The organism is Delftia deserti, from assembly GCF_042653485.1.
GTDB classification, from domain to species: Bacteria; Pseudomonadota; Gammaproteobacteria; order Burkholderiales; family Burkholderiaceae_C; genus Comamonas; species Comamonas acidovorans.
On sequence record NZ_JBHSIH010000001.1, the window covers coordinates 5,141,626 to 5,164,163 of the forward strand.

Annotated in this window: 14 protein-coding genes; 12 read left to right on the top strand and 2 right to left on the bottom strand. The window is 57.1% G+C overall.

The genetic code is table 11. The features are described 5' to 3' along the window. Window positions 1-240 precede the first annotated feature (240 nt). The gene (locus ACFPFG_RS24395) at window positions 241-924 is read left to right on the top strand and encodes a hypothetical protein (protein ID WP_183019396.1); all 684 of its coding nucleotides are present in this window, start codon (window positions 241-243) and stop codon (window positions 922-924) included. 1,221 nt (window positions 925-2,145) lie between these two features. On the opposite strand, the gene ACFPFG_RS24400 is transcribed toward ACFPFG_RS24395, so the two are convergent. Further along, on the bottom strand, window positions 2,146-2,400 hold the full coding sequence (locus ACFPFG_RS24400; protein WP_197955199.1) for a hypothetical protein: 255 nt from the start codon (window positions 2,398-2,400) through the stop codon (window positions 2,146-2,148). A 264-nt stretch (window positions 2,401-2,664) separates the two neighbouring features. Here ACFPFG_RS24400 and ACFPFG_RS24405 point away from each other — a divergent pair, with 264 nt between their 5' ends. The 10 genes from ACFPFG_RS24405 to pdxA all read left to right on the top strand — a co-directional run bounded on the left by ACFPFG_RS24405 (window position 2,665) and on the right by pdxA (window position 21,260). Then, window positions 2,665-5,481 carry an Ig-like domain-containing protein gene (locus tag ACFPFG_RS24405; protein ID WP_197955200.1) on the top strand — a complete coding sequence of 939 codons (2,817 nt, stop codon included), beginning with the start codon at window positions 2,665-2,667 and terminating at the stop codon, window positions 5,479-5,481. A gap of 107 nt (window positions 5,482-5,588) precedes the next feature. After that, window positions 5,589-9,764 (top strand): RHS repeat-associated core domain-containing protein, encoded by a 4,176-nt coding sequence (locus ACFPFG_RS24410; protein WP_380108646.1) that lies wholly within the window; start codon window positions 5,589-5,591, stop codon window positions 9,762-9,764. A 20-nt stretch (window positions 9,765-9,784) separates the two neighbouring features. Then, window positions 9,785-10,183 (top strand): DUF4279 domain-containing protein, encoded by a 399-nt coding sequence (locus ACFPFG_RS24415; RefSeq protein WP_380108647.1) that lies wholly within the window; start codon window positions 9,785-9,787, stop codon window positions 10,181-10,183. Window positions 10,184-10,283: 100 nt separating this feature from the next. After that, window positions 10,284-12,398: an RHS repeat-associated core domain-containing protein gene (locus tag ACFPFG_RS24420; RefSeq protein WP_417323508.1), complete on the top strand. Its 2,115-nt coding sequence runs from the start codon at window positions 10,284-10,286 to the stop codon at window positions 12,396-12,398. A gap of 365 nt (window positions 12,399-12,763) precedes the next feature. Next, entirely contained in the window at window positions 12,764-14,395 is a 1,632-nt protein-coding gene (locus tag ACFPFG_RS24425) for an RHS repeat domain-containing protein (RefSeq protein WP_380108649.1), read from the top strand. A gap of 1 nt (window position 14,396) precedes the next feature. After that, entirely contained in the window at window positions 14,397-14,855 is a 459-nt protein-coding gene (locus tag ACFPFG_RS24430) for an ankyrin repeat domain-containing protein (RefSeq protein WP_380108650.1), read from the top strand. Between the two features lie 361 nt (window positions 14,856-15,216). Further along, window positions 15,217-16,569 (top strand): RHS repeat domain-containing protein, encoded by a 1,353-nt coding sequence (locus ACFPFG_RS24440; protein WP_465251929.1) that lies wholly within the window; start codon window positions 15,217-15,219, stop codon window positions 16,567-16,569. 1,375 nt (window positions 16,570-17,944) lie between these two features. Continuing rightward, window positions 17,945-19,270, top strand: coding sequence for an MFS transporter (locus ACFPFG_RS24445; protein WP_183019389.1), 1,326 nt, complete (start codon window positions 17,945-17,947; stop codon window positions 19,268-19,270). A 74-nt stretch (window positions 19,271-19,344) separates the two neighbouring features. After that, on the top strand, window positions 19,345-20,097 hold the full coding sequence (locus tag ACFPFG_RS24450) for a Nif3-like dinuclear metal center hexameric protein (RefSeq protein WP_380108653.1): 753 nt from the start codon (window positions 19,345-19,347) through the stop codon (window positions 20,095-20,097). A 101-nt stretch (window positions 20,098-20,198) separates the two neighbouring features. Then, complete coding sequence (pdxA, locus tag ACFPFG_RS24455; RefSeq protein ID WP_183019387.1) at window positions 20,199-21,260, top strand: 4-hydroxythreonine-4-phosphate dehydrogenase PdxA; 1,062 nt, start codon at window positions 20,199-20,201, stop codon at window positions 21,258-21,260. A 92-nt stretch (window positions 21,261-21,352) separates the two neighbouring features. Here the strand turns inward: pdxA and mscL are convergent, their stop codons facing one another. Next, the gene (gene mscL, locus ACFPFG_RS24460; protein ID WP_012207302.1) at window positions 21,353-21,781 is read right to left on the bottom strand and encodes a large conductance mechanosensitive channel protein MscL; all 429 of its coding nucleotides are present in this window, start codon (window positions 21,779-21,781) and stop codon (window positions 21,353-21,355) included. A 149-nt stretch (window positions 21,782-21,930) separates the two neighbouring features. Between mscL and petA the strand changes: the two genes are divergently transcribed. Further along, window positions 21,931-22,527 (top strand): ubiquinol-cytochrome c reductase iron-sulfur subunit, encoded by a 597-nt coding sequence (gene petA / locus ACFPFG_RS24465; RefSeq protein WP_097201459.1) that lies wholly within the window; start codon window positions 21,931-21,933, stop codon window positions 22,525-22,527. The last annotated feature ends 11 nt before the right edge of the window (window positions 22,528-22,538 follow it).

Consider the following 22,538-nt stretch of genomic DNA (forward strand, 5'->3'; position numbering starts at 1 on the left):
GTCCTGGCGCATGCACTGGCGGTGTGCACAGCCGTCCTGGCGGCTGCGCCATTGCAGGCGCAGACCGATGCTGGGCCGCAGTCCTGTCGCGCAGATGCCCATGCCGTACGGCAAGCAAGGGCCGACGATACCCCCGTGGCATGGCCCCGGCAGGCGCAGCCTCTGGCGTTGACCCCTTCCTGCTGGATGAGTCCGGACGAGTGGCGCAGGCGCCTTGCTGCGCCCGGCCCGCAGGTGGCCATGCTCGTTGACGTGCGGCCGGCGCAGCACAGGCGCGCATCGCCCGTCACGCAGGCCATGCAGATGGATTTGCAGGAGCTGCAAGGCAAGCGCTTTCTGATGCCCGAGGAGGTCATCCTGCTGGGCACCGGGCTCGACCATGCGGACCTTGACGCGGCATGCCGGCAATTGCGCAGCCAGGGCTTTGTCGGTGTGAAGGCCTTGCTGGGTGGCGCGGCGACGGTATTGCCTCCCATGGCTCCGACCGGCTTGCAGGACCTGTCCGCCAGCGACTGGATCGCCAGTATGGGGCAGGGTCTGGCGTGGACGGTGCTGTCCCTCAGCAAGGCCCTGGATGCATCACCTGCTGTGCAGTCACCCGTTGATGAACAACAAACGCACCGGCTGGTCGCCACACACGATCTGGCTATCCAACTGAACGCCATAGCCAGCCGCAAGGCACGCGGCGACCAGCCAGGAATCTCCGCGTCCCGGGCCTTGGTGGTCATAGCCGATGCATCGACGGAGCCTGAGTTGCGTGCCCGATTGGCAACGCAACAGGCCTCTTTGGGCCACCGGCCTGACGCAGTGCCCGTGTACTGGTTGCGGGGTGGCTGGCAGGCCTACCAAGCACAGGTGGCGAGCATGCAGGCCGTCGCAGCAACGGCAGGCCACCGGCTTCAGGCGGCATGCGGGCGGTTTTAAAAACCAGATTTACAAGATTGCGAGGGGCAGATGTTGGTGCAGAAAGAAATGGCCATTGCTTATTGGGTGTTGAGGGTTTTTTTGGGTGTCCATGTAGTCGCGGGAAAACTGATGGAGTGCCTTGCGGTGATGATCTGCGGTGTCATCTCGAAAATTCTTGGACCAATTATTTGTGCAACCACGGTGTTTCGTAATCTATTGGTTCTATTTCTGATTTCAATTTTCACCTCCATGGGGAGTGCTGGACAAGGAATTGATACGGGGTTGCGCGGCGACGATGTCGCTGCAGGAAAGTTTCCCATAGGTTTTGAATTCGAATATTTCGGTAGAAAATATACTGAGTTCTATGTAACGACAAATGGCTTGCTCAGTTTTGATAACAAGACTACGGCATATGCAAACACCTGTCTTTCCCAGACTTCCCTGGGTGATACGATTTTTGTCTATTGGGATGATCTTCGTACGGATGTTTCGGGGCAGGCAGGTGGAATGATTCATTATCTGACGCAAGGCGAGGCACCCAGGAGAAAATTGGTGGTTCAATGGACGAACATGTACTTCTATGGCACGAATTTGCCTATGGGTACTTTCCAAGTTGTTCTACATGAGGAAGCTAATGAAATAAAGTTCCAATACAGATATCTGCTGGGTACGGAGAGTAATGGCAAATCTGCAACGATAGGCATCCAGGGGCGACACGGCGAAAGAATCGAAGTCGGCTGCAACAAGGAAAATTCAATTCGTCCAAGACAGGGATTTTCCTTTGTCCTGAATGATGATGGAAAGTTTTTATTGAAGGAGAGCGAGTATGATTTTCAGGATATCTCGGGGCTTACACTCACAGCTCCTTCGGTAGAGGCCGTTTTTACGAATAAATCGCCGAAATGGTATTGGGATGCCTTGGGGTTGATGAATACCTACGAGGTGGAGGTGCAAAACTCAAGAAATGAAGTGGTTTATTCGGGTGATGTGGGAAATTCTCTGGATTTTTCATGGCCTGAAGAAATCGTAAATGGGGAGGCATACCGGCTGAGAGTACGGGGTAGCATCAATGGCGGAGGTACATGGGAAGAGTGGTCTGGATTTTCTGAGCAGGTCAAGATCGACTTGGATCCTCCCGAAGTTTCGGCACGGATCATTCAGAAAGATGCCGGGAAATCAGTGATTTCTTATAGTGTGGTGGATCTTGGTTCGGCTCTAAGGGGCGGAACTGTAAAGATTTCACATGATGCTGCTCATGCCAATCCTGCAGTGGAGCAGGCTGTTGGCATTGGTGAGAGAGAGTTTGTATTTGAGTTTCCGCCAGAAAAAAGCAAGATATTCGCAAGGCTGGCTTTTTCTGATGTAGCCGGGAATCTGGCGGAAGTAGATATTGAGTTCGACGTTCTGTCTCAGCCAGTTATTTTGCAGCCGCTTGAAAATTCCATAATCCAGGGGCCTGCGCTGCAGATCTCGGGTGTTGCCAAGAACAGCCAAGCAGTTTCCGTCTTCCTGGATGGGAGGGAAATCACATCCAATATTCCTGTGGACATGGATGGCAGATTTTCCTATGGACCCCACCGTCTGAGTCAAAGAGGCGAATATGACATCTTTGCGGTGGGGAGAAATGGCGATAGTTCCAGTGGGGTTGGGCAGGGTACAAAATTCTCTTATATACCTGCTCCTCCGCAGATCAGTGCCACCTTTGCCAACGCAGCACTGGAACCAAGCGCGACCATACGCGAGCCAGGCGAATTGGCCGTGTCCGCGCAAAGCCCCATCGGCATTGCCAGCGTCAAGGCCACCATCAACGGCCTGCAAGTCTTCGAGCGCAGCGGCGGCAATACCAGCCCGTTCAGCCACAGACAGTTCATCGACTTTGCGCAACTGCCCAATGGCGCGCACCGGTTCGGCATCACCGCCACCGATGTGGACGGGGTTTCCTCGGCGCTGGACATACCGTTCACGCTCAGCCTCAGCGCGCCGCCTGCCCCTGTCATTGCGCAGCCCGTCAACAACGCACAGGTGTCCACGCCGCAACTGGCCGTCTCCGGCACGGCCATGGCGGGCTCGCAGGTGCAGCTGTATCTGGGCGGACAGGCCGTGGGCACGCCGATGGCCGTGCCAGTCAATGGCAGCTTCTCCACCACCCTGACCCTGCCCGCCGAAGGCACCCACCGCATCGAGGCCACGGCCAGCAATGCGCGCGGCACCGGCCCCCGCAGCGCGGCGGTTGCCGTGACCTATGCCATCGCGGCTCCGACGGTGAACTTCACCATGCCGGGCCAGGATGCAACCGTTGTCGGCAGCACGGCCGTCGGTGTCGCCGCCTCGGCACCTGGCGGTATTGCCAAGGTCGATTTCTTCGCCAATGGCAGCCTGATCGGCTCGGCCACGCAGGCTCCGTACAGCGTGCAGTGGGATACGTCGGGCGTGGCCAACGGTGCCCTCACGCTCAGGGCCGTGGCCACCAGCAAGGCAGGCAAGACCGGTGAAGCCACGCGCTCCGTCACCGTGAACAACAAGCCGCCCGAGCCAGAGCAGCCCAAGACGCCCTACACGGGCACGGTCAGCTCCGTCAGCCCGGCGGTCTCGTACGGCGCGCAACGCGTCGTCATTGCCGGTGCCGCCGTGTCACGCGCCAGCGGACAGCCCATGCCCAACGCGGCATTGCGCATGGTGCTGGACATCTCGGGCTTCAAGCGGCGCATAGGCATGGCCACCGACGACAGCGGCCAGTACCGCTACGAATTCGTGCCCACGGCCAATGACAACGGCACCTACATCGTCTCCGTCATCCACCCGGAAGAAACCGCCACCACAGAGCAGGGGCGCTTCACCATCAACCGCCTGAGCTTCGACCTGGCCAGCTACCAGCTCACCGCGCCGCGCGGCTTTGCCGCCAGCATCACGGTCAATGCGCGTGCCAGCGCGGGCACGGGCGCCACCGGCGTGCGCTGGGCCGTGATTCCCGCACAGCAGCCCGGCGGCAGCCTGCCGCCGGGCATCAGCGTGGAGCCGGGTGCACCGGTCAATGTGGCCGCAGGCGCCTCGGTGCCCATGGTCATCCGCTTCACGGGCAGTGCATCGGCCCGGGAGACGGGCACCGTCGTGCTCACGGCCTACGCCAGCGAGACAGGGGACACGCCCCGGGGCAGCTTCACCATCCACTACCGGCTGGTGCAGGCCCTGCCCGAACTGTTTGCCAAGCCCACCTACATAGAAACAGGCGTGCAGCAGGAAAAGACCGTCACCGAGAGCATCACCATCGGCAACCGTGGCCTGGTGGCGGCCCAGGACGTGAAGGTCCAGCTGGTGGACAAGGATGGCAAGGCCGCGCCTTCCTGGATCTTCCTGTCCAGCGCCAGCCATATCGGCGCCGTGGACGTGGGCGCCCAGGTGCCCATCCAGGTCACGGCCAGCCCGGGCAAGGACGTGGCCGATGGCATCTACACCTACCGCCTGCAGATCACGGCCAGCAACCAGGGTACGGGCACCATTCCCGTCTCGGTGGCCGTCACGCAAAGCGGGCAGGGCGGGCTGAGCTTCCATGCCACCGACCTGTTCACGGAAACGCTGGACGCGGGCGGCAAGCCCATACCGGGCGTGGCCAACGTGCGCATCCGCCTGCAAAACGATGCCGTGCTCACCTATCTGCGCACCCTCACCACGGACGCGCAGGGCAAGGCCGTGCTCACCGACCTGCCGCCCGGCACCTACACCTACCGGGCCAGCGGCCCGCGCCATGCCGACAGGTCGGGCCGCATCTTCGTGCGCCCGGGCGTCACCACCTCGGAGCGCGTGCACCTGCAGTACCAGACCATCAGCATTGACTTCAGCGTGACGGAAACCACCATCAAGGACGAATACCAGATCACCCTGGAAGCCACCTTCCAGACCCAGGTACCGGCCCCCGTGGTGCTGCTGGAGCCCCTGTCCATCAACCTGCCCGAGCTGCAGGTGGGCGAGGAATTCACGGGCGAGCTGACGCTGACCAACTACGGCCTGATCCAGGCCGACAAGGTCGCCTTCACGCCGCCGCAGTCCGACGAGTACTACCGCTACGAATTCCTGGCGGACATCCCCAAGACCCTGGCCGCCAAGCAGCGCGTGGTCATTCCCTACCGCATCACGGCCGTCAAGCTGCACCCGCGCAGCATGGGCTTCACACAGGCACGCACGGCGGAGATGGGGGCGGTGCAGAGCCTCGTGGTGAATGCGCGCAATGCGGGAAGCTGCTCGTCCTATGCGAAATGGGCCACCACGGAATGCAGCTGGGTCTGTGCCAACGGTGAGGAAGAGACGCGCACCAGCACCAGCACCTTCAGCCGGCTGGTCGGGGGCAGCTGCGGCTCGGGTGGCTCGTCCGGTGGAGCGGGCGGAGGCTGGGGAGGCACTGGAGGTGCGGGCGGTGCAGGCGGATGGGGAGGCGGCGGTGGCAGTGGCGGAACCCCGCTGCCGCTGGCCCCCGAATGCACACCCACCTGCCGTGGCCAATGCTGCGCAGGCGGCGGCGCCGGCCCCGGTGGGGGCGGAGGCGGCTCGGGAGGAACAGGGGGCGGAGGCGATTTCCGCTGACGCGCAGAGCATTCATCACACATCAGCTGCGCCCGGGCATCGCCCGGACGTCGGCCCCAGAGATGCATTCAACAAGGCAAACGATTCGCGAGACGAGAGGGAAAGAAATGAGAAACAGAAACCATGCTGTGCACGGCTGGCTGTGCGCAGTACTGACGGCAGCAAGCCTGCTGCCATCGATGGCCAACGCGCAGGACTATTCCGGCCCCAGCGCCTTCGCCCGCCCGGGCGACCCCGGCTACTCCCTCACCACTCAGGCCAGCGAACCCCAGGTGCGCTGGATCAACGGCGAATACACCGAAACCCACCTCGACCTGCGCGTACAGGTCCTGGGCGGCCCGCTGGACATCGTGCGCAGCTGGAGCCAGGGCCGCTGGTGGCTCAACCCGGCCTGGGCGCCTTTGAACTTCGAACTCGACCCCCTGGGCCGTGACGCCCGGCTCATCGAGCGCGCGGGTGTCCTGTACGAGCGCAGTGGCCAGGCCGACCTCTACATCGCCAAGGGCAAGAACAACGCGCCCGTCTTCATCAAACGCCTTCCTGAAGGCGGCAGTGCCCAGAACCCCCTGGCACAGTGGCGCTGGTACGACCGCCTGGGCAACAGCATCGACTACGACGCACAAGGCCGCATCCTGGGCTACGCCAACACCAACGGCATCAGCGTGCGCTTTGCCTACGACAGCGCCACGCGGGCCCGCATCCTGGACCACCACGGCGGCACCGTCTACACGGCCACGCTGACCAATGGCCTCATCACCCGCATCGAAGACCGTGCCGGGCGCAGCGTCAGCTACCAATGGAACGGCCAGCTGCTCACCCAGGCCACCGACGTCATGGGCCAGCGCTGGAGCTACACCTACGACGGCAACGGCCAGCTCACCAGCCGCACCGACCCCCTGGGCGCCCAGGTAACGGTCCAGTACAGCCAAAGCATCCCTGCCCCCGCACCGCTGCTCACCCTGGGCGCCGCCGGCAAGGTCCTGGACCCCACGGGCACCAGCGGCACCACCAGCAAGCTGGCCAACCTCTGGGGCGGTGGCCGTGTCGGCAAATTCGATGCCCAGGGCTGCGCCTCCACCGGCAAGAACCAGTACCTGCGAGAAAAACGCCAATTCCTCGTCACCTACCTGGACTGCCGGGGCAACACCACCGTCTACCTCTACGACCGTGAAGGCAACGAACTGGAGCGAACCTTCAACGGCAAGCCCGCAGCCAAAACCCTGTGGGACGGCAACTACCAGACCCGCGCCATCGACGCACGGGGCCTGACCACCACCACCAGCTACGACTACAACTACCAGCCGCTACGCATCGCCCACCCCGATGGCAGCCTCGACCAATACGAATACGAGCCTGTGCGCGGCCTGAAGACCAAACACATCAACCAGGGCGGCATCACCAACACCTGGAGCCATGACGACAAAGGCCGCGTCACCATCTGGACCCAAGCCCTGGGTCGGCCCGAACAGCGCACCACGCGCTACCAGTACGACAGCTACGGTCAACTGACCAGCCGCAGCACCGGCGCGGGCGACGGTACAGGCGAAGACAGCAGAACCATCAGCTACCGCTACGACAACAACGGCAGCCTGATCGAAGCCACGGACCCGCTGGGCCACAGCAGCCAGGCCAGCTACGACGCCAGGGGTCTACCTGCAACGCAGACCGACGCCCTGGGCAACACCACCACGCTGGGCTTTGATGCAGCAGGCCGGCTGACCCAGGCCAGCAATGCCCTGAACCAGACCACAAGCCACGAATACGACGCCAGAGGGCGAAGGACGAAGAGCACCAGTGCAGCAGGCCGAACAAAGCAAACCCGCTACGACCAGAATGGCCGGGTCATAGAAACCATTGCCCCTGGCGAAACGCAAGGCGCAGGCACGCTCATCACCTACGACAACACGGGCCTGCCCCTGAGCACCACCAGCCCCAGCGGTCTTGTCACGCAGACCACCTACGACCACCGGGGCCGCATCGCCAGCAGCATCGATGCGGCAGGCAACGCCATCACCTACGAATACGGGGAAGACGAAACAGCACAGGCCGGCCTGCTCACCGCCACGCAGTACCCCACCTACAAGGAAACCTACCAATACGACCAAATCGGCCGGCAAACCTCAGTCACCCAGCATCTAGCGAACCCCTCGACCCCGGACCAGACCCGCACCCAGCACCAGCAATACGACAGCCTGGGCCAGAGGGTCGCCACCATAGACCCCGCAGGCCGCACCACCATCTATGAATACGACGGCCTGGGCCGCCTCGTCAAAACCATCGACCCCATGGCCCAGGCCACCAAGCAGACCTGGAATGCCCACGACCAGCTCACCAGCCTCACCGATGCCAAGGGAAACACCCACAAATTTGAATACGACAAAGCCGGGCGCCTGATCAAGGAAACCCGCCCCATGGGCGGCGCCATTCTGTATGCCTACGATGCCGCAGGCCAACTGACACAACGCACGGACGCTGGAGGCAATACCCGCAGCTACGCCTATGACAAGGCCGGCCGCATGGTGCAGGAAGAGCACAAGCTCCAAGGCACGGAAACCGACCAACGCATCAGCTACCAGTACGACGCAGACGGCCTGCTCACCGCCTACGAACAAAAGGACGGCCAGCACAACCTGATCAGCAGCGCCACCTACGACAAGGACGCGCAAGGAAGAACCACCCAGAACAAGGTGACCTACGGCAAGGTCGATAACACGGGCAGCTTCAGCTTCACAGTAGGCCAAAGCTACAACGCCGACGGCCAACTGGCTGGCCACAGCTACCCAGATGGCAGCGCAGGCCAATACCGCTACGACAAGGGCCGCCTGAGCCTGGTCACGCTGCCCGACCAGAGCCAGATTCGCTACGGCAACTACCAATGGCTCACGGCCACACGCATAGAAACCCCGGGCGCGACCAAGACAATCAGCGTGGATGCGCTGCAACGGCCCCTGTCCATCGAAGTGAAGAACGCCGCCGCTGAACTGCTGGCCAGCCGCCACTACCGATACGACAAGACGGGCAACATCACCCAGATCGACAGTAACCTGGGCCAGACGCAATACGGTTACGACCCATTGGATCGTTTGACCAAGGCGGCACCAGATCAAAAGCTGCAGGACCTGGGCCTGCCCACCGAGCAATACCAGTACGACGCCGTGCACAACCGCGTCTTCAGTGCCCACCAGGTGGGGCAGTGGAGCTACAACGCGGACAACCAGCTCACAAACTACCCCAGGCTCAAGCCCTTCGATGCAACAGCGCAACCCGTGCAAACGCAGGTGGAGTACTCACCTCAGGGCCACACGGCCAAGGAAAGCAGCGACAAGGGCGAAAAGACTTACGGCTACAACGCGGCAGAACGTCTGATCCGCTATGCCAGCACAGCGGCAGGCCATAACACGCCGAGCATTGAAGCCAGCTATCGCTACGACCCCTTGGGACGGCGCATATCCAAAGAAGTCAAGGAAGGCCAGGCTACCAAGGTCATCTACTTCTTCTACAGCGACACGGGATTGCTGGGGGAAACCAACGAGCAAGGGCAGATGACGAGGGCTTATGGCTTTAATCCGCAGAAAAGCGAGCAAGGACTATGGAGCACGGACCCTATCTGGCAGGGGGAGGTTAGCAATGTGCAATTGACGAGCAGGAACAGCATCATCCATTATCTACATACAGATCACCTGGGAACGCCGATGCTGGGGACCAGCAAGTTGGGAACGATAACTTGGAAAGCTGTTGCCGAGGCGTTTGGAGCTGCGGGAACACTACCGCAAAGTCAAATAGATATGAATTTGAGGTTTCCGGGTCAATATTTTGACAAGGAATCTGGGGGGAATCAGAATTTTAATAGAGACTATGTGGTGAGCTTAGGTAGATATATTCAGGCTGATCCAATTGGACTGACTGGCGGGAATAATGCTTATGTCTATGTTGATTCTAGTCCTGTTAAATATGCGGATCCGTCTGGTTTACATAAAGGTGATAAATGGTGGGGTAGGACAAATAGAGATTTTCAGAGATGGTTTCATAAATGCTATAAGAGAGCTGGTGATCCAGATGCAACACAAGATGATATAGAAGACGCATATGCTGAATGGGTTGAAAGAGGGTCCCCAACTGGTGGGAGGTGCGATGCTCCAAAGCCGAAGCCTGATCCTGTTCCTCCTCCCGGTTGTGCTGACTGTGACGCGAAAAGAGTTCCTGTTGTGAAGGTTGATCCAAATACTGGAGCGGCATTAATTCTACTAATTTTGATGTGCGTTTCTTTTGCATTTGGTGGTTGATTGATATTTGCTATTTAAATATGTATACAATTGAACTGCGAATAGAGGGTAGTGCATTGCCTCTTGAGAGAGTAACGGAGATTCTGGGAATTAAGCCTGGATTGACACGCGAGGCTGGAAGTAAGATTGGATCAAGGTACTTTGATAAATCATTATGGTCATATGATGGCTCTGATGCCGTTGGTGGAAAAAATGGAGAATGGGATTCTTTGGAGGAAGGACTTTCATTTTTGATGATTCTACTCGCAGGTGCACGTGGGGAATTTTTTGGAGAGCTTAGTTCTTTTGATATCTATTGGTGGTGCGGTAGTTTTAACGAGAGTGCCAATGGAAGTGTTGTTTTTTCGGCAGCATTTTTAAAGAGGCTAGGAGATTTTGGTATTCCTTTATATTTTGACTACTATTTTTCTGATATTTAGAAAATGTTATGTCCGGCGCGCTGCCAGTACAGATCTAATAGGCCGCATTACCATCCACGAATACGACAGCCTGGGTCGCCTCGTCAAAACCATCGACCCCATGTCCCAGGCCACCAAGCAGACCTGGAATGCCCACGACCAGCTCACCAGCCTGACCGATGCCAAGGGCAACACCCACAAATTCGAATACGACAAAGCCGGGCGCCTGATCAAGGAAACCCGCCCCATGGGCGGCGCCATTCTGTATGCCTACGATGCCGCAGGCCAACTGACACAATGCACGGACGCTGGAGGCAACACCCGAAGCTACGCCTATGACAAGGCCGGCCGCATGGTGCAGGAAGAGCACAAGCTCCAAGGCACGGAAACCGACCAACGCATCAGCTACCAATACGACGCAGACGGCCTGCTCACGGCTTACGAACAAAAGGACGGCCAGCAGAACCTGATCAGCAGCGCCAACTACGACAAGGACGCGCAAGGAAGAACAACCCAGAACAAGGTCACCTACAACAAGGTGGATAACACGGGCAGCTTCAGCTTCACGGTGGGCCAAAGCTACAACGCGGACGGCCAACTGGCCGGCCACACCTACCCAGATGGCAGCGCAGGCCAATACAGCTACGACAAGGGCCGCCTGAGCCTGGTGACCTTGCCGGATCAAAGCCAGATCCGCTACGGTAACTACCAATGGCTCACGGCCACACGCATAGAAACGCCCGGCGCCACCAAGACAATCAGCGTGGATGCGCTGCAGCGCCCCTTGTCGATTGAGATCAAGAACGCCGCGGCTCAGATACTGGCCAGCCGCCACTACCAATACGACAAGGCAGGCAACATCATCCAGATCGACAGCGATCTGGGCACAACCGAATACGGCTACGACCCACTGGACCGATTGACCAAGGCGGCACCAGATCAAAAGCTGCAGGACCTGGGCCTGCCCACGGAGCAGTACCAGTACGACGCCGTGCACAACCGCAGCTTCAGCAGCCACCAGATGGGCCCGTGGAGCTACAACGCGGACAACCAGCTCGCGAGCTACCCAAGGCTCAAGCCCTTCGACATAACGGCACAGTCCGTACAAACCCAGGTGGAGTACACGCCGCAGGGGCACACAGCCAGGGAAAGCAGTGACAAAGGCGAACGAACCCACAGCTACAACGCTGCGGAGCGGCTGATTCGCTTTGCCCACACGGATACGGGCCAGATCACCCCGAGCATTGACGCGCAATACCGCTATGACCCATTGGGGCGTCGTATTGGCAAGACCGTGAAAGAAGGCCAGACCACCAAGATCACATACTTCTTTTACAGCGACATGGGGTTGCTGGGTGAGGCCAACGAACAGGGGCAGATGACGAGGGCCTATGCCTTCAATCCGCAGAAGGCCCAGCAGAGACTATGGGGTACGGACCCTATTTGGCAGGCAGACGTCAGCCAAGCACAATTGGCGAACATGAACACCAGTATTCACTATCTGCACACGGATCATTTGGGTATGCCGATAATGGCTACAAATAGGCAGGGAGCGAAGACATGGAAAATTGTGACAGAAGCATTTGGGGCTATGGGAATATCGGGCCAGAGTCAGGTGGAGATAAATATGAGACTCCCAGGTCAATATTGGGATGCAGAGTCAGGAAATCATTATAATTTTCGTAGAGACTATATACCTCTGGTGGGCAGGTATTCGGAAATTGATCCAATTGGCCTGAGTGGAGGGATAAATTTTTATATATATGATTTGTCTGAGCCGTTAAGGCATATTGATCCGGAGGGGAAGTTCACGATAGAGAAAGATTGTTGTAATCAGGTTCCAGATCTTATGCAAGATATAAATAATGCATGTGATTTAGTGGGCACCAAAGTTGGCGACCTTAAGCTAAAAACTTGTATCACAGAGAGATGTAAATCTGCGCATGTATCTTGTGATGGCATGATGTGCTGGAGAATGAATTATTTCGGTGATTCAGTTTATGGATGGAACTCTCCTGGTAGCTCTACTGCGAATTTATGCTTGACAGCAAATAAAAATGCCAACTCTTTTATGGGTTGGGGCTGTGCTGTGATCCATGAGTGGGCCCATAGCTGCGGATGGGATCATGGAGGAGGATTTGGGATTCCTGATGGAACAAGGGATTTGAATGATTTTGTCCAGAATTGTAGAAATAATTGGAATCCAGTAAATGGTGAGCCAAGTCGGGGGAAGTAATGAGAATTATTTTCTTATCATGCTGTTGGCTCATTTTTGGCCTAATTTGGAAACTTTTCTTAAAGAATAAGATATGCTACTCATATCCATACGATGGGAGTGGTCAACATCTATGCGGAGTGTTTTTTTATGCAAATCTATTTGCTTTTTCCTTGTTGATGGGATTTTTTTTATAAAAAAATATAGAAGAAGACCAATATTTGGTGCAATTTTATATATTTTGCTAATTTTATTATTTTTTGATTTCTTTTTTATGTTGTTTGTGAATATATGAATTTTTAATTTACACAAAGGTCATAGAAACGGACGGGCTACGCAGCTTCTGTTGCAGGTAGCCCGATAGTAGGCCTTGCTTGATCGAATAGATGGTTTCTCCCGCTTTTCGAGCAATGGTGGTGAGCCGCATCCAGACCATTAAATCTACGGCCAGGGCTAGGCTGAGCTTGGTGATCCTGCCAGACCAAAGCCAGATCCGCTACGGTAACTACCAATGGCTCACGGCCACACGCATAGAAACGCCCGGCGCCACCAAGACAATCAGCGTGGATGCGCTGCAGCGCCCCCTATCCATCGAAGTGAAGAATGCTGCCGCTGAACTGCTGGCGAGCCGCCACTACCAATACGACAAGGCCGGCAACATCACCCAGATTGAGAGCGACTTGGGCACCACCGAATATGGCTACGACCCGTTGGATCGATTGACCAAGGCCGTGCCGGATCAACAGCTCAAGGACCTGGGTCTGCCCACCGAGCAATACCAGTACGACGCCGTACACAACCGCACCTTTAGCGGCCACCAGGTGGGGCAGTGGAGCTACAACGCGGACAACCAGCTCACAAACTACCCCAGGCTCAAGCCCTTCGATGCAACAGCGCAACCCGTGCAAACGCAGGTGGAGTACTCACCTCAGGGCCACACGGCCAAGGAAAGCAGCGACAAGGGCGAAAAGACTTACGGCTACAACGCGGCAGAACGTCTGATCCGCTATGCCAGCACAGCGGCAGGCCATAACACGCCGAGCATTGAAGCCAGCTATCGCTACGACCCCTTGGGACGGCGCATATCCAAAGAAGTCAAGGAAGGCCAGGCTACCAAGGTCATCTACTTCTTCTACAGCGACACGGGACTGCTGGGCGAGACCGACGAACAGGGGCAGATGACTAGGGCGTATGCCTTCGATCCGCAGAAAGCGCAGCAGGGCCTATGGAGCACAGCGCCAATCTGGCAGGCGGAGGTCAGTGAGGCAAAATTAAGCAATAAGGACACCAGCATCTATTATTTACATACAGACCATCAAGGAACTCCATTGATTGGGACAGATAATCGTGGCGTCCTGAGTTGGTCCACTGTATCGGAGGCTTTTGGTGCTACTGGAATAATGAAAATTTCAAGAATAGTAGTAAATCAGAGATATCCTGGTCAATACTATGATGCAGAAACAGGGGATCATTATAATTTAAAAAGAGATTATCGATCTACGATTGGGCGATATACGAGTATGGATCCAATGAGCTTTGAGGGTGATGAGAATTTTTATGTATATGGTAGAAACAATTCGTTAATATATACAGATCATTTTGGAGGGGCTGCACAAGCATGCGCGTTAAATCCAGTTGGTTGCGGTAGATTGGTAATTTCAGTGGCAAAGCTGATTGGTGGAGCTTGCACAGCTGCAGTTACTACGGTTGGTATTTGGATGCTGAGTAGCGGCTCGGACTCTTTGACAGATGAGCAGGTTGCTGAGAAAAATGATGAAAGGAGGAATTATAAGTATATTTGTGAACGATGGCCTAATCCAAATGATAAAGAATCTGATATTTGTGCTTGGGCTGAGTGGGAGAAAAAAAGGGTCAATAAGTGTGTGGAAATGAGAAAAAAATGGGATGTTAAGTGGGGGGGTAAACATAATCAGCAAGTCTATGACGATTTAAGTAATAGACTTAAATCAATAGAAAGAACGCTGAATTCTCCAAAATGCTGCAAAAGTTGTGGTTAATATGAATGAAAATCTTGAGATTTTTGGAGATATATATTTTGATAGAAAAAATCCATTTTTGGAAAAATTAGATATATTGAAAGTTAATGACGAATTTATTAAGGAATTGTTAATATATGCAACGCAGCAAAAAAAGGAATGGGCCATAATAGCCTTATTAAAGCATGGGGCATCAGTTGATACAATTCTTCTTGGGGGTTCTTCATTAATTAACTACGCTTCAGCAGCAGGGATGTTGGATTTGTTGAATTATCTTTTATCCAATGGATTTGATGTAAATCATGTTGATGAGGATGGTGCGACACCTTTATATGATGCCCTTGTTGAAGGTAACTATTTGGTGGCTAAGGCGTTAATTCGTAAAGGGGCTGATGTAAACTTTCGTTCGATGGGGGTGACTCCAGCAGAATACATCGAAAGAAAAGGATTGAAAAAAATAATTGATATAGAAAATGAATGATGGATATTACTTGATAAGTACGTCGGCTATAAATACGGTATTTCGCGAGGCCAAAGCTGCAACACCGATGGCCAACTGGTCAGTCATACCTATCCTGATGGTAGTGCAGGCCAATACCGCTACGACAAGGGTCGCCTGAGCCTGGTGACCCTGCCCGACCAGAGCCAGATCCGTGACGGAAACTACCAATGGCTCACGGCCACGCGCATAGAAACACCGGGTGCCACCAAGACAATAATAAGCGTGGATGCGCTGCAAAGGCCGCTGTCCATCGAAGTGAAGAACGCCGCAGCTGAGCTGCTGGCCAGTCGTCACTACCAATACGACAAGGCAGGCAACATCACCCCAGATCGACAGCGACCTGGGCCAGACGCAATACGGCTACGACCCATTGGATCGTTTGACCAAGGCCGCGCCAGATCAAAAGCTGCAGGACCTGGGCCTGCCCACGGAGCAATACCAGTACGACGCCGTGCACAACCGAACCTTCAGCGGTCACCAGGTGGGCACCTGGAGTTACAACGCGGACAACCAGCTCACAAACTACCCCAGGCTCAAGCCCTTCGATGCAACAGCGCAACCCGTGCAAACGCAGGTGGAGTACTCACCTCAGGGCCACACGGCCAGAGAAAGCAGTGACAAAGGCGAAAAGACTTACGGCTACAACGCTGCAGAGCGCTTGACCCGCTACGCCAGCACGGACGCAGATCACAGCACTCCGAACATCGAAGCCAACTATCGCTACGACCCCTTGGGACGGCGCATCTCCAAAGAGGTCAAAGAAGGCCAAAACACTAAGGTCATCTACTTCTTTTACAGCGTTACGGGGCTACTGGGCGAAACCGATGAGCAGGGGAAGATGACGAGAGCCTATGCTTTTGATCCTCAGAAGGCGCAGCAGGGACAATGGAGTACAAGCCCTATCTGGCAGGCTGAGGTCAACGAAGCGCAATTGACGAACAGGAACACCAGTATCCACTATCTGCACACGGATCACTTGGGGACGCCGGCTCTAGGAACAAACAAGCAGGGAGAAATCACGTGGAAAGGGGTAGCCGAGGCGTTCGGCGCCACAGGGGCATTGCAGCAAAGCCAAGTGAAGATGAATTTGAGATTTCCAGGGCAGTATTTCGACGTTGAATCTGGAGAGATTTACAACTACGAGAGAAATTATAAATCTGAAGTGGGGTGCTATATCGAAAGTGATCCAATTGGAAATAATGGGGGCCTTAATTTTTATGTGTATGGTTTTGCAAACCCATTATTTTATACGGACTACTATGGAACTCTCTCCATATCTTGGAATACGCGTTGGCTCAGAGATCTAAATGAAAATCAATGCATTGAGGCATTCCCTGGTGCTGGTTGTCATAGATATCCTGAAGACTCGAGAACATTGGCAGTCGCTGTGATGGACGGCATGGAGGTCCGGGCTCCATGCAAAAAGGATTGTGGGACAGATGCTTGGCACTTAGATCAATATATGGTGAATTTAACGTTCGCTGTTCATTTAAGAGAGAATTACGTGGACTTCAAATGTAACTTGGCATGGATTCGCCGTGCAGAAATGGATCACATCTCTGACCATCTGAATTGGGCGAGGCAGAAGGCGACTGCAATGGCACAAAGCGTTGAGGATTCAAGAAAAAATATTAGCTTCGGAAGCCTTGAGTCCTGCATTTTAGAAAATTCCTCTGCCATGAGATCAGCATAACAAAGTTCATTTGGGGACGTGTTGAACTTAACAATTCAGGCGCACGATGTAAGTCGACGGCATACATGTGGAGATAAAGGACAAAGACCATGAAATCAAGAATATATTTTTTGTCTTTTGCTTTTATGATTATTTTTTATCGACCAGCGTTTTCCGGCGTGATCGAAGTTCTAAATATTACGTCCGTGGTATGCAGTAAGAAGAACTATAATTCATTGATTGTGAAGTTTGATATATTGAATCGTGGGGATGAATTTGATTTTTTCTTCAACAAAACAGACAGGGACAATAGATTGGTTGTAAATCCTCCAAGTGTGTCAGGGGAATTTTTTGAGGATGATGGTAGGCACTATTTTTTCCTCTTCCTGGATCATTTGATGGATATGGTGATAAATTTATATCCATAAAAAACGGAGGAAAAATAAGAATTTCTTCTGAAATTTTCAATTTCAATAAAACTCCAGTTCTTAAAGGAATTTTGTTGATGAAATTTCATGATAAAAATGGATCTATTGTGTTTAGTAGAAAGATAACAGTAAATTCACATGAAGCAGATTGTTAGGGAGTTCTCCCTGAACAACTCGAAATTCGTTGATCTGATCCGCGGTTGTTCGGGTTGATCGGCACAGCATTTGCAAGGTATGGTTTGGCCAGTACTTGTTTTCTTGCCAATCTCTCCAAGGGGTCATGCGGGTCCGAAGCCTTCACAGCCGCAACTGCCCCTCATAGCCGTACCTGTTGAATGGATTGGCTTCTTGATGCAGGCCGATTCCGGCCTGCTGGTCAAGGAAGCTGGAGAATAAATTATTTCGGTGATTCAGTTTGTGGATGGAACTCTTCCGGTAGCTCTACTGCGAATTTTTGCTTGAAAGCAAATAAATATGCCAACTCTTTTATGGGTTGGGGTTGTGCTGTGATCCATGAGTTGGCCCATAGCTGCGGATGGGATCATGGAGGAGGATTTGGGATTCCTGATGGAACAAGGGATTTGGATGACTTTGTTCAGAAGGGTTGTGAACGCTCAATCCCATCGGGCTGGCGCGATGCAAGCGCTGCACCGTTGAAGAGCGTTTGCGCGCCTGCCGGTAAGCCCGCCATCCCATGACCCATACGCCAGAGCGGGTAGACGGTCCGCCGTGATGCTGCGCCCAAGGGCGCCAAAGCCGCGCTCCCCACACAGCTACAGTACAAACCCTAGAATCCTCCGACGACTGCGCCACGCCGCGTTCGCTGTTGCGCCGGCCCACAAGCCGGCCCCAAGAGAGAGCCAAGTCCTCCGATCCCGAAGTCTTGCAGAACGATCTGCCGCTGCACGCTCATCCGTTGCCGTGGCATCCACCGCGCCGTCCTGCTGTTCGATCCCTGGAAAAAAACCATGACTACGCTTGACCAAGCGCAGCCGGGCATGGCCCCTGCTGTTGCGACCGCACGTCCTCTCAACCGACAGGACTACAAGACCCTGGGCCTGTCGGCCCTGGGCGGCACCCTGGAGTTCTACGACTTCGTCGTTTTCGTTTTCTTTGCCAATGTCATCGGCAAGCTGTTCTTCCCGGCCGAGATGCCGGACTGGCTGCGCCAGCTGCAGACGCTGGGCATTTTTGCGGCGGGCTACCTGGCGCGGCCCATCGGCGGCATTCTGATTGCGCACTTTGGCGACATCCTGGGCCGCAAGAAGATGTTCACGCTGTCCATCTTCCTGATGGCCGTGCCCACGCTGGTGATCGGCCTGCTGCCCACCTACGCCTCCATCGGCATCGCCGCGCCGATTTTGCTGCTGGCCATGCGGGTGCTGCAGGGCGCGGCCATTGGCGGCGAGATGCCGGGCGCCTGGGTCTTCGTGGCCGAGCATGCGCCGGCGCGCCACTATGGCTTTGCCATCGGCTCGCTGACTTCGGGCATCACGGGCGGCATTTTCCTGGGCTCCATCATCGGTGTCTGGCTCAACAGCACCTACAGCGCCGAGGAGATCCACGACTGGGCCTGGCGCATGCCCTTCATCCTGGGCGGCGTGTTCGGCCTGGTGTCGGTCTACCTGCGCAAGTTCCTGCATGAGACACCCATCTTCCAGGAGCTGATGGCTCGCAAGCAGGCCGACCGCGAACTGCCGCTCAAGACCATCGTGCGCGACCACCGCCAGGCCTGCGTGCTGGTGGCGCTGATGACCTGGGTGCTGTCCACGGCCATCGTGGTGGTGGTGCTGTTCACGCCGGCCTATCTGCAGAAGGTCTTCCACATCGACGCGGCCCTGGCCATGAAGGCCAATGCCGTGGCCACGGTGACGCTGACGCTGGGCTGCGTGTTCTGGGGCTGGCTGTCCGACCGTATGGGCACGCGTGTGGCCATGGTCACGGGCTGGCTGGGCATGACGGTGACGGCCTATGCGTTCTATCTGAACCTGCCGGGCACGGCGTCCTCGCTGGTGTGGAGCTATGCGCTGGTGGGCTTTTTCGTGGGCAGCATTGCGCTGCTGCCGGTGGTGGGCGTGCGCGCCTTCCCGGCCGAGGTGCGTTTCACGGGGCTGTCCTTTGCCTACAACATGGCCTATGCGGTGTTCGGCGGCATGACGCCCATGCTGGTGTCCGTTTGGCAGCAGGTGGATGTGATGGCGCCGGCCCACTATGTGGCGGCCATGGGCATCCTGGGCGCGGCCATCGGCTTCTGGCCCCTGGCCTGCCATGGTTGGCAACCCAGGCGCGGCTGAGCTTGGCAGTGGAATGAAGGGCAGCATGGCTGCCCTTTTTCTTGGGCGCCGCATGGATCGCTGACAATCCTTTCATGAGCACCACGCGACAAGAACTCCTGGCCCACTTCGACGGATTGCTGCAGCCCGAGCGCTTCAAGGACTACGGTCCCAACGGCCTGCAGGTGGAGGGGCGCGGCGAGATCCGCCGCATCGTCAGCGGGGTGACGGCCAGCCGCGCGCTGATCGAGGCGGCCATCGAGGCGCAGGCCGACGCCATCTTCGTGCACCACGGCCTCTTCTGGCGCGGCATGGATGGCCGCATCACGGGCTGGCTCAAGGAGCGCATCCGCCTGTTGCTGGCCCATGACATCAATCTCTTTGCCTACCACCTGCCGCTGGATGCCCATCCGCAATGGGGCAACAACGCGCAGCTGGGCGTGCAGCTGGGGCTTGAGGGCCAGGCCGCGTTTGGCGAGCAGAACCTGGGCTGGATGGCTGCGGCGGAGTTTGCCGATGCGGCGGCGTTGGGCAGCCATGTGGAGCAGGCGCTGGGGCGCACGCCTGTCTGCGTGGGGGGAGCGCGACTGCGCCCCATTCGCCGCATTGCCTGGTGCACGGGCGGCGCGCAAGGTTTCTTCGAGGCCGCGATTGCCGCTGGGGCCGATGCCTTCATCACGGGCGAGATTTCCGAGCCGCAGGCGCACCTGGCGCGCGAGACGGGCGTGGCCTTCCTGGCTGCCGGCCACCATGCGACCGAGCGCTATGGTGCGCCGGCCCTTGCGGGGCAGGTGGCATCGGAGCTGGGGCTGGAGCACCGTTTCATCGAGATCGACAATCCTGCCTGATGCTGGCCCGTTGTCGGCCCACTATTGGCCCGTCCAGGGGGCGAGTCCTTGTGCTGCAAGCACGGTGCGAATGACCGGCTTGCCTGATCCGGATACTGAAAATGCCTGATTCCACACATCCCCAAGCCGCGATTGCCATCACCCAGGGCGACTCAGCAGGCGTAGGGCCAGAGACCATCGCCAAGGCATTCATGGAAGTGCCCGGGGACATGCGGGGCTGCTTCGTCGTTGGCGAGTTGCAGACGCTGCGGCGGGCCGCGGCGGTTGCGGCGCAAGCGCGCGATGGCGAAAACGCCATTCCCCTGCCCGTGGCCGTCATTGACTCGCCTGCCCAGCTGTCGCAGGTGCCGCCGAATTGCATTCCCCTGCTGGAGCTGCCTGGGTTGCCCGGACCTGCGTCCTGGGGCCAGGTGGATGCCAGCGCCGGCGAGGCGGCTGCGCGTTGCGTGGTCTGGGCTGCGCGGGCTGCCTTGCGCGGCGAAATCGCGGCGTTGGTTACGGCGCCTCTGCACAAGGAGGCGCTGCATGCTGCGGGCGTGGATTTTCCTGGCCATACCGAGCTGCTGCAGTTCGAGGCTGCGCAGCATGCGGGTGTGTGCCTGGACCGCATGCCGGTGCGCATGATGCTGGCCAATGATGAGTTGCGCACGGTGCTGGTCAGCATCCATACCTCGCTGCGCAAGGCGATAGATGCCGTCACGCCAGGCAATCTGCTGCAGACGCTGCACATCACGCACGAGGCGCTGTCGCGCAGCCTGGGCCGTGCCCCCAGGATCGGCGTGGCGGGCCTCAATCCGCATGCGGGCGAAGGCGGGCTGTTCGGCAGCGAGGAGGTCGAGATCATCGCCCCGGCCATCGCCCAGGCGCGCGCCGAGGGCCTGGACGCCCATGGACCTTTTGCGCCCGATACGGTGTTCATGCGTGCCCGCAATGCGCCCGGCCACCCCGGTGAGTTCGACGTGGTGCTGGCCATGTACCACGACCAGGGCCTGATTCCCGTGAAGTACCTGGGTGTGGAAAAGGGCGTGAATGTCACATTGGGCCTGCCCCTGGTGCGCACCAGCCCGGACCACGGCACGGCTTTTGATATCGCAGGGCAGGGCCTTGCGGAGGCGGGCAGCCTGATTGAGTCCGTGCGAATGGCGCGCAAATTGGCGGCTTGAATGGCTAGCCCAAGCATCGGGAATCTGCAGTAATGGAAAACGCCCGTGGCAACCATGCCACGGGCGTTTTGATATGCGTCAAAACACGGATTTCAGCGCTTGAGGCTGTCGCGAATCTCGCGCAGCAGCACGATGTCTTCGGGGGTGACGGGGGCCGGCGCGGGGGCGGCCGGGGCCTCGCGGCGCAGGCGGTTGATCTGCTTGACCATCATGAAAATGATGAAGGCCAGGATGATGAAGTTCACCGCCACCGTGATGAAGTTCCCATAGGCAAACACGGGGACGCCGGCCTTCTTGAGGGCATCGAGCGTCATCGCTGTTCCGGGCGGCACGCTGCCCAGCACGACGAACAGATTGGAGAAGTCCAGCTTGCCGAAAACCAGGCCAACGACCGGCATGATCAGGTCGTTTACCACGGAATCGACGATTTTGCCAAATGCTCCGCCGATGATGACGCCCACGGCGAGATCTACCACGTTTCCCTTAACTGCGAACTCACGAAATTCCTGCATCATGCCCATGGCTGGCTCCATCTGGAAAGAGTTTGAGATAGCGCAGTATTGCGCGGCTTTGGAGCCTGTCAATGTCGGAGTCGGTATGGAATAACCATACTCGCCCCGCTACAATTTATTGTTGACCCCAACTCAAGCGACGTAGTTCGAGGAACCCCATGAGTGACACTCCAATCGACTCCAGCAAGCGGACGTGGATCATCACGTCGGCGTGTGCTGGCGCGGTGGGCGGCGTGGCGACAGCCGTCCCGTTCGTGAGCACCTTCCAGCCCTCCGAGAAGGCCAAGGCCGCCGGGGCTGCAGTGGAGGTCGATATCTCCGCACTCAAGGACGGCGAGAAGCTCACGGTCGAGTGGCGCGGCAAGCCAGTCTGGATCATCAAGCGCACGCCGGAACAGATCAAGGAACTGCCTGAGCTGGACAGCCAGCTGGCCGATCCCCAGTCCAAGCGCCACCCTGAAGAGTTCACGCCGCCCTACGCGATGAATGAGGCCCGCTCGATCAAGCCCGAAGTGCTGGTCGTCGTCGGCATCTGCACGCACCTGGGCTGCTCGCCTTCCGACAAGTTCCAGACCGGCGCGCAGCCTTCGCTGCCCAATGACTGGAAGGGCGGCTTCCTGTGCCCCTGCCATGGCTCGACCTTCGACATGGCTGGCCGTGTCTTCAAGAACAAGCCGGCCCCCGACAACCTGCAGGTGCCACCGCACATGTACCTGTCGGAGACCAAGCTCCTCATCGGTGAAGACAAGGCTTGAGGGAGACAAGA

What these genes read in the sequence shown, in the direction of transcription:
- ACFPFG_RS24395 (WP_183019396.1), top strand. Translation starts at nt 241, where the DNA reads ATGCTCGTTGACGTGCGGCCGGCGCAGCACAGGCGCGCATCGCCCGTC.
- ACFPFG_RS24410 (WP_380108646.1), top strand. Translation starts at nt 5,589, where the DNA reads ATGAGAAACAGAAACCATGCTGTGCACGGCTGGCTGTGCGCAGTACTG.
- ACFPFG_RS24415 (WP_380108647.1), top strand. Translation starts at nt 9,785, where the DNA reads ATGTATACAATTGAACTGCGAATAGAGGGTAGTGCATTGCCTCTTGAG.
- ACFPFG_RS24420 (WP_417323508.1), top strand. Translation starts at nt 10,284, where the DNA reads ATGTCCCAGGCCACCAAGCAGACCTGGAATGCCCACGACCAGCTCACC.
- ACFPFG_RS24425 (WP_380108649.1), top strand. Translation starts at nt 12,764, where the DNA reads ATGGTTTCTCCCGCTTTTCGAGCAATGGTGGTGAGCCGCATCCAGACC.
- ACFPFG_RS24430 (WP_380108650.1), top strand. Translation starts at nt 14,397, where the DNA reads ATGAATGAAAATCTTGAGATTTTTGGAGATATATATTTTGATAGAAAA.
- ACFPFG_RS24445 (WP_183019389.1), top strand. Translation starts at nt 17,945, where the DNA reads ATGACTACGCTTGACCAAGCGCAGCCGGGCATGGCCCCTGCTGTTGCG.
- ACFPFG_RS24450 (WP_380108653.1), top strand. Translation starts at nt 19,345, where the DNA reads ATGAGCACCACGCGACAAGAACTCCTGGCCCACTTCGACGGATTGCTG.
- pdxA (WP_183019387.1), top strand. Translation starts at nt 20,199, where the DNA reads ATGCCTGATTCCACACATCCCCAAGCCGCGATTGCCATCACCCAGGGC.
- mscL (WP_012207302.1), bottom strand. Translation starts at nt 21,781, where the DNA reads ATGGGCATGATGCAGGAATTTCGTGAGTTCGCAGTTAAGGGAAACGTG.
- petA (WP_097201459.1), top strand. Translation starts at nt 21,931, where the DNA reads ATGAGTGACACTCCAATCGACTCCAGCAAGCGGACGTGGATCATCACG.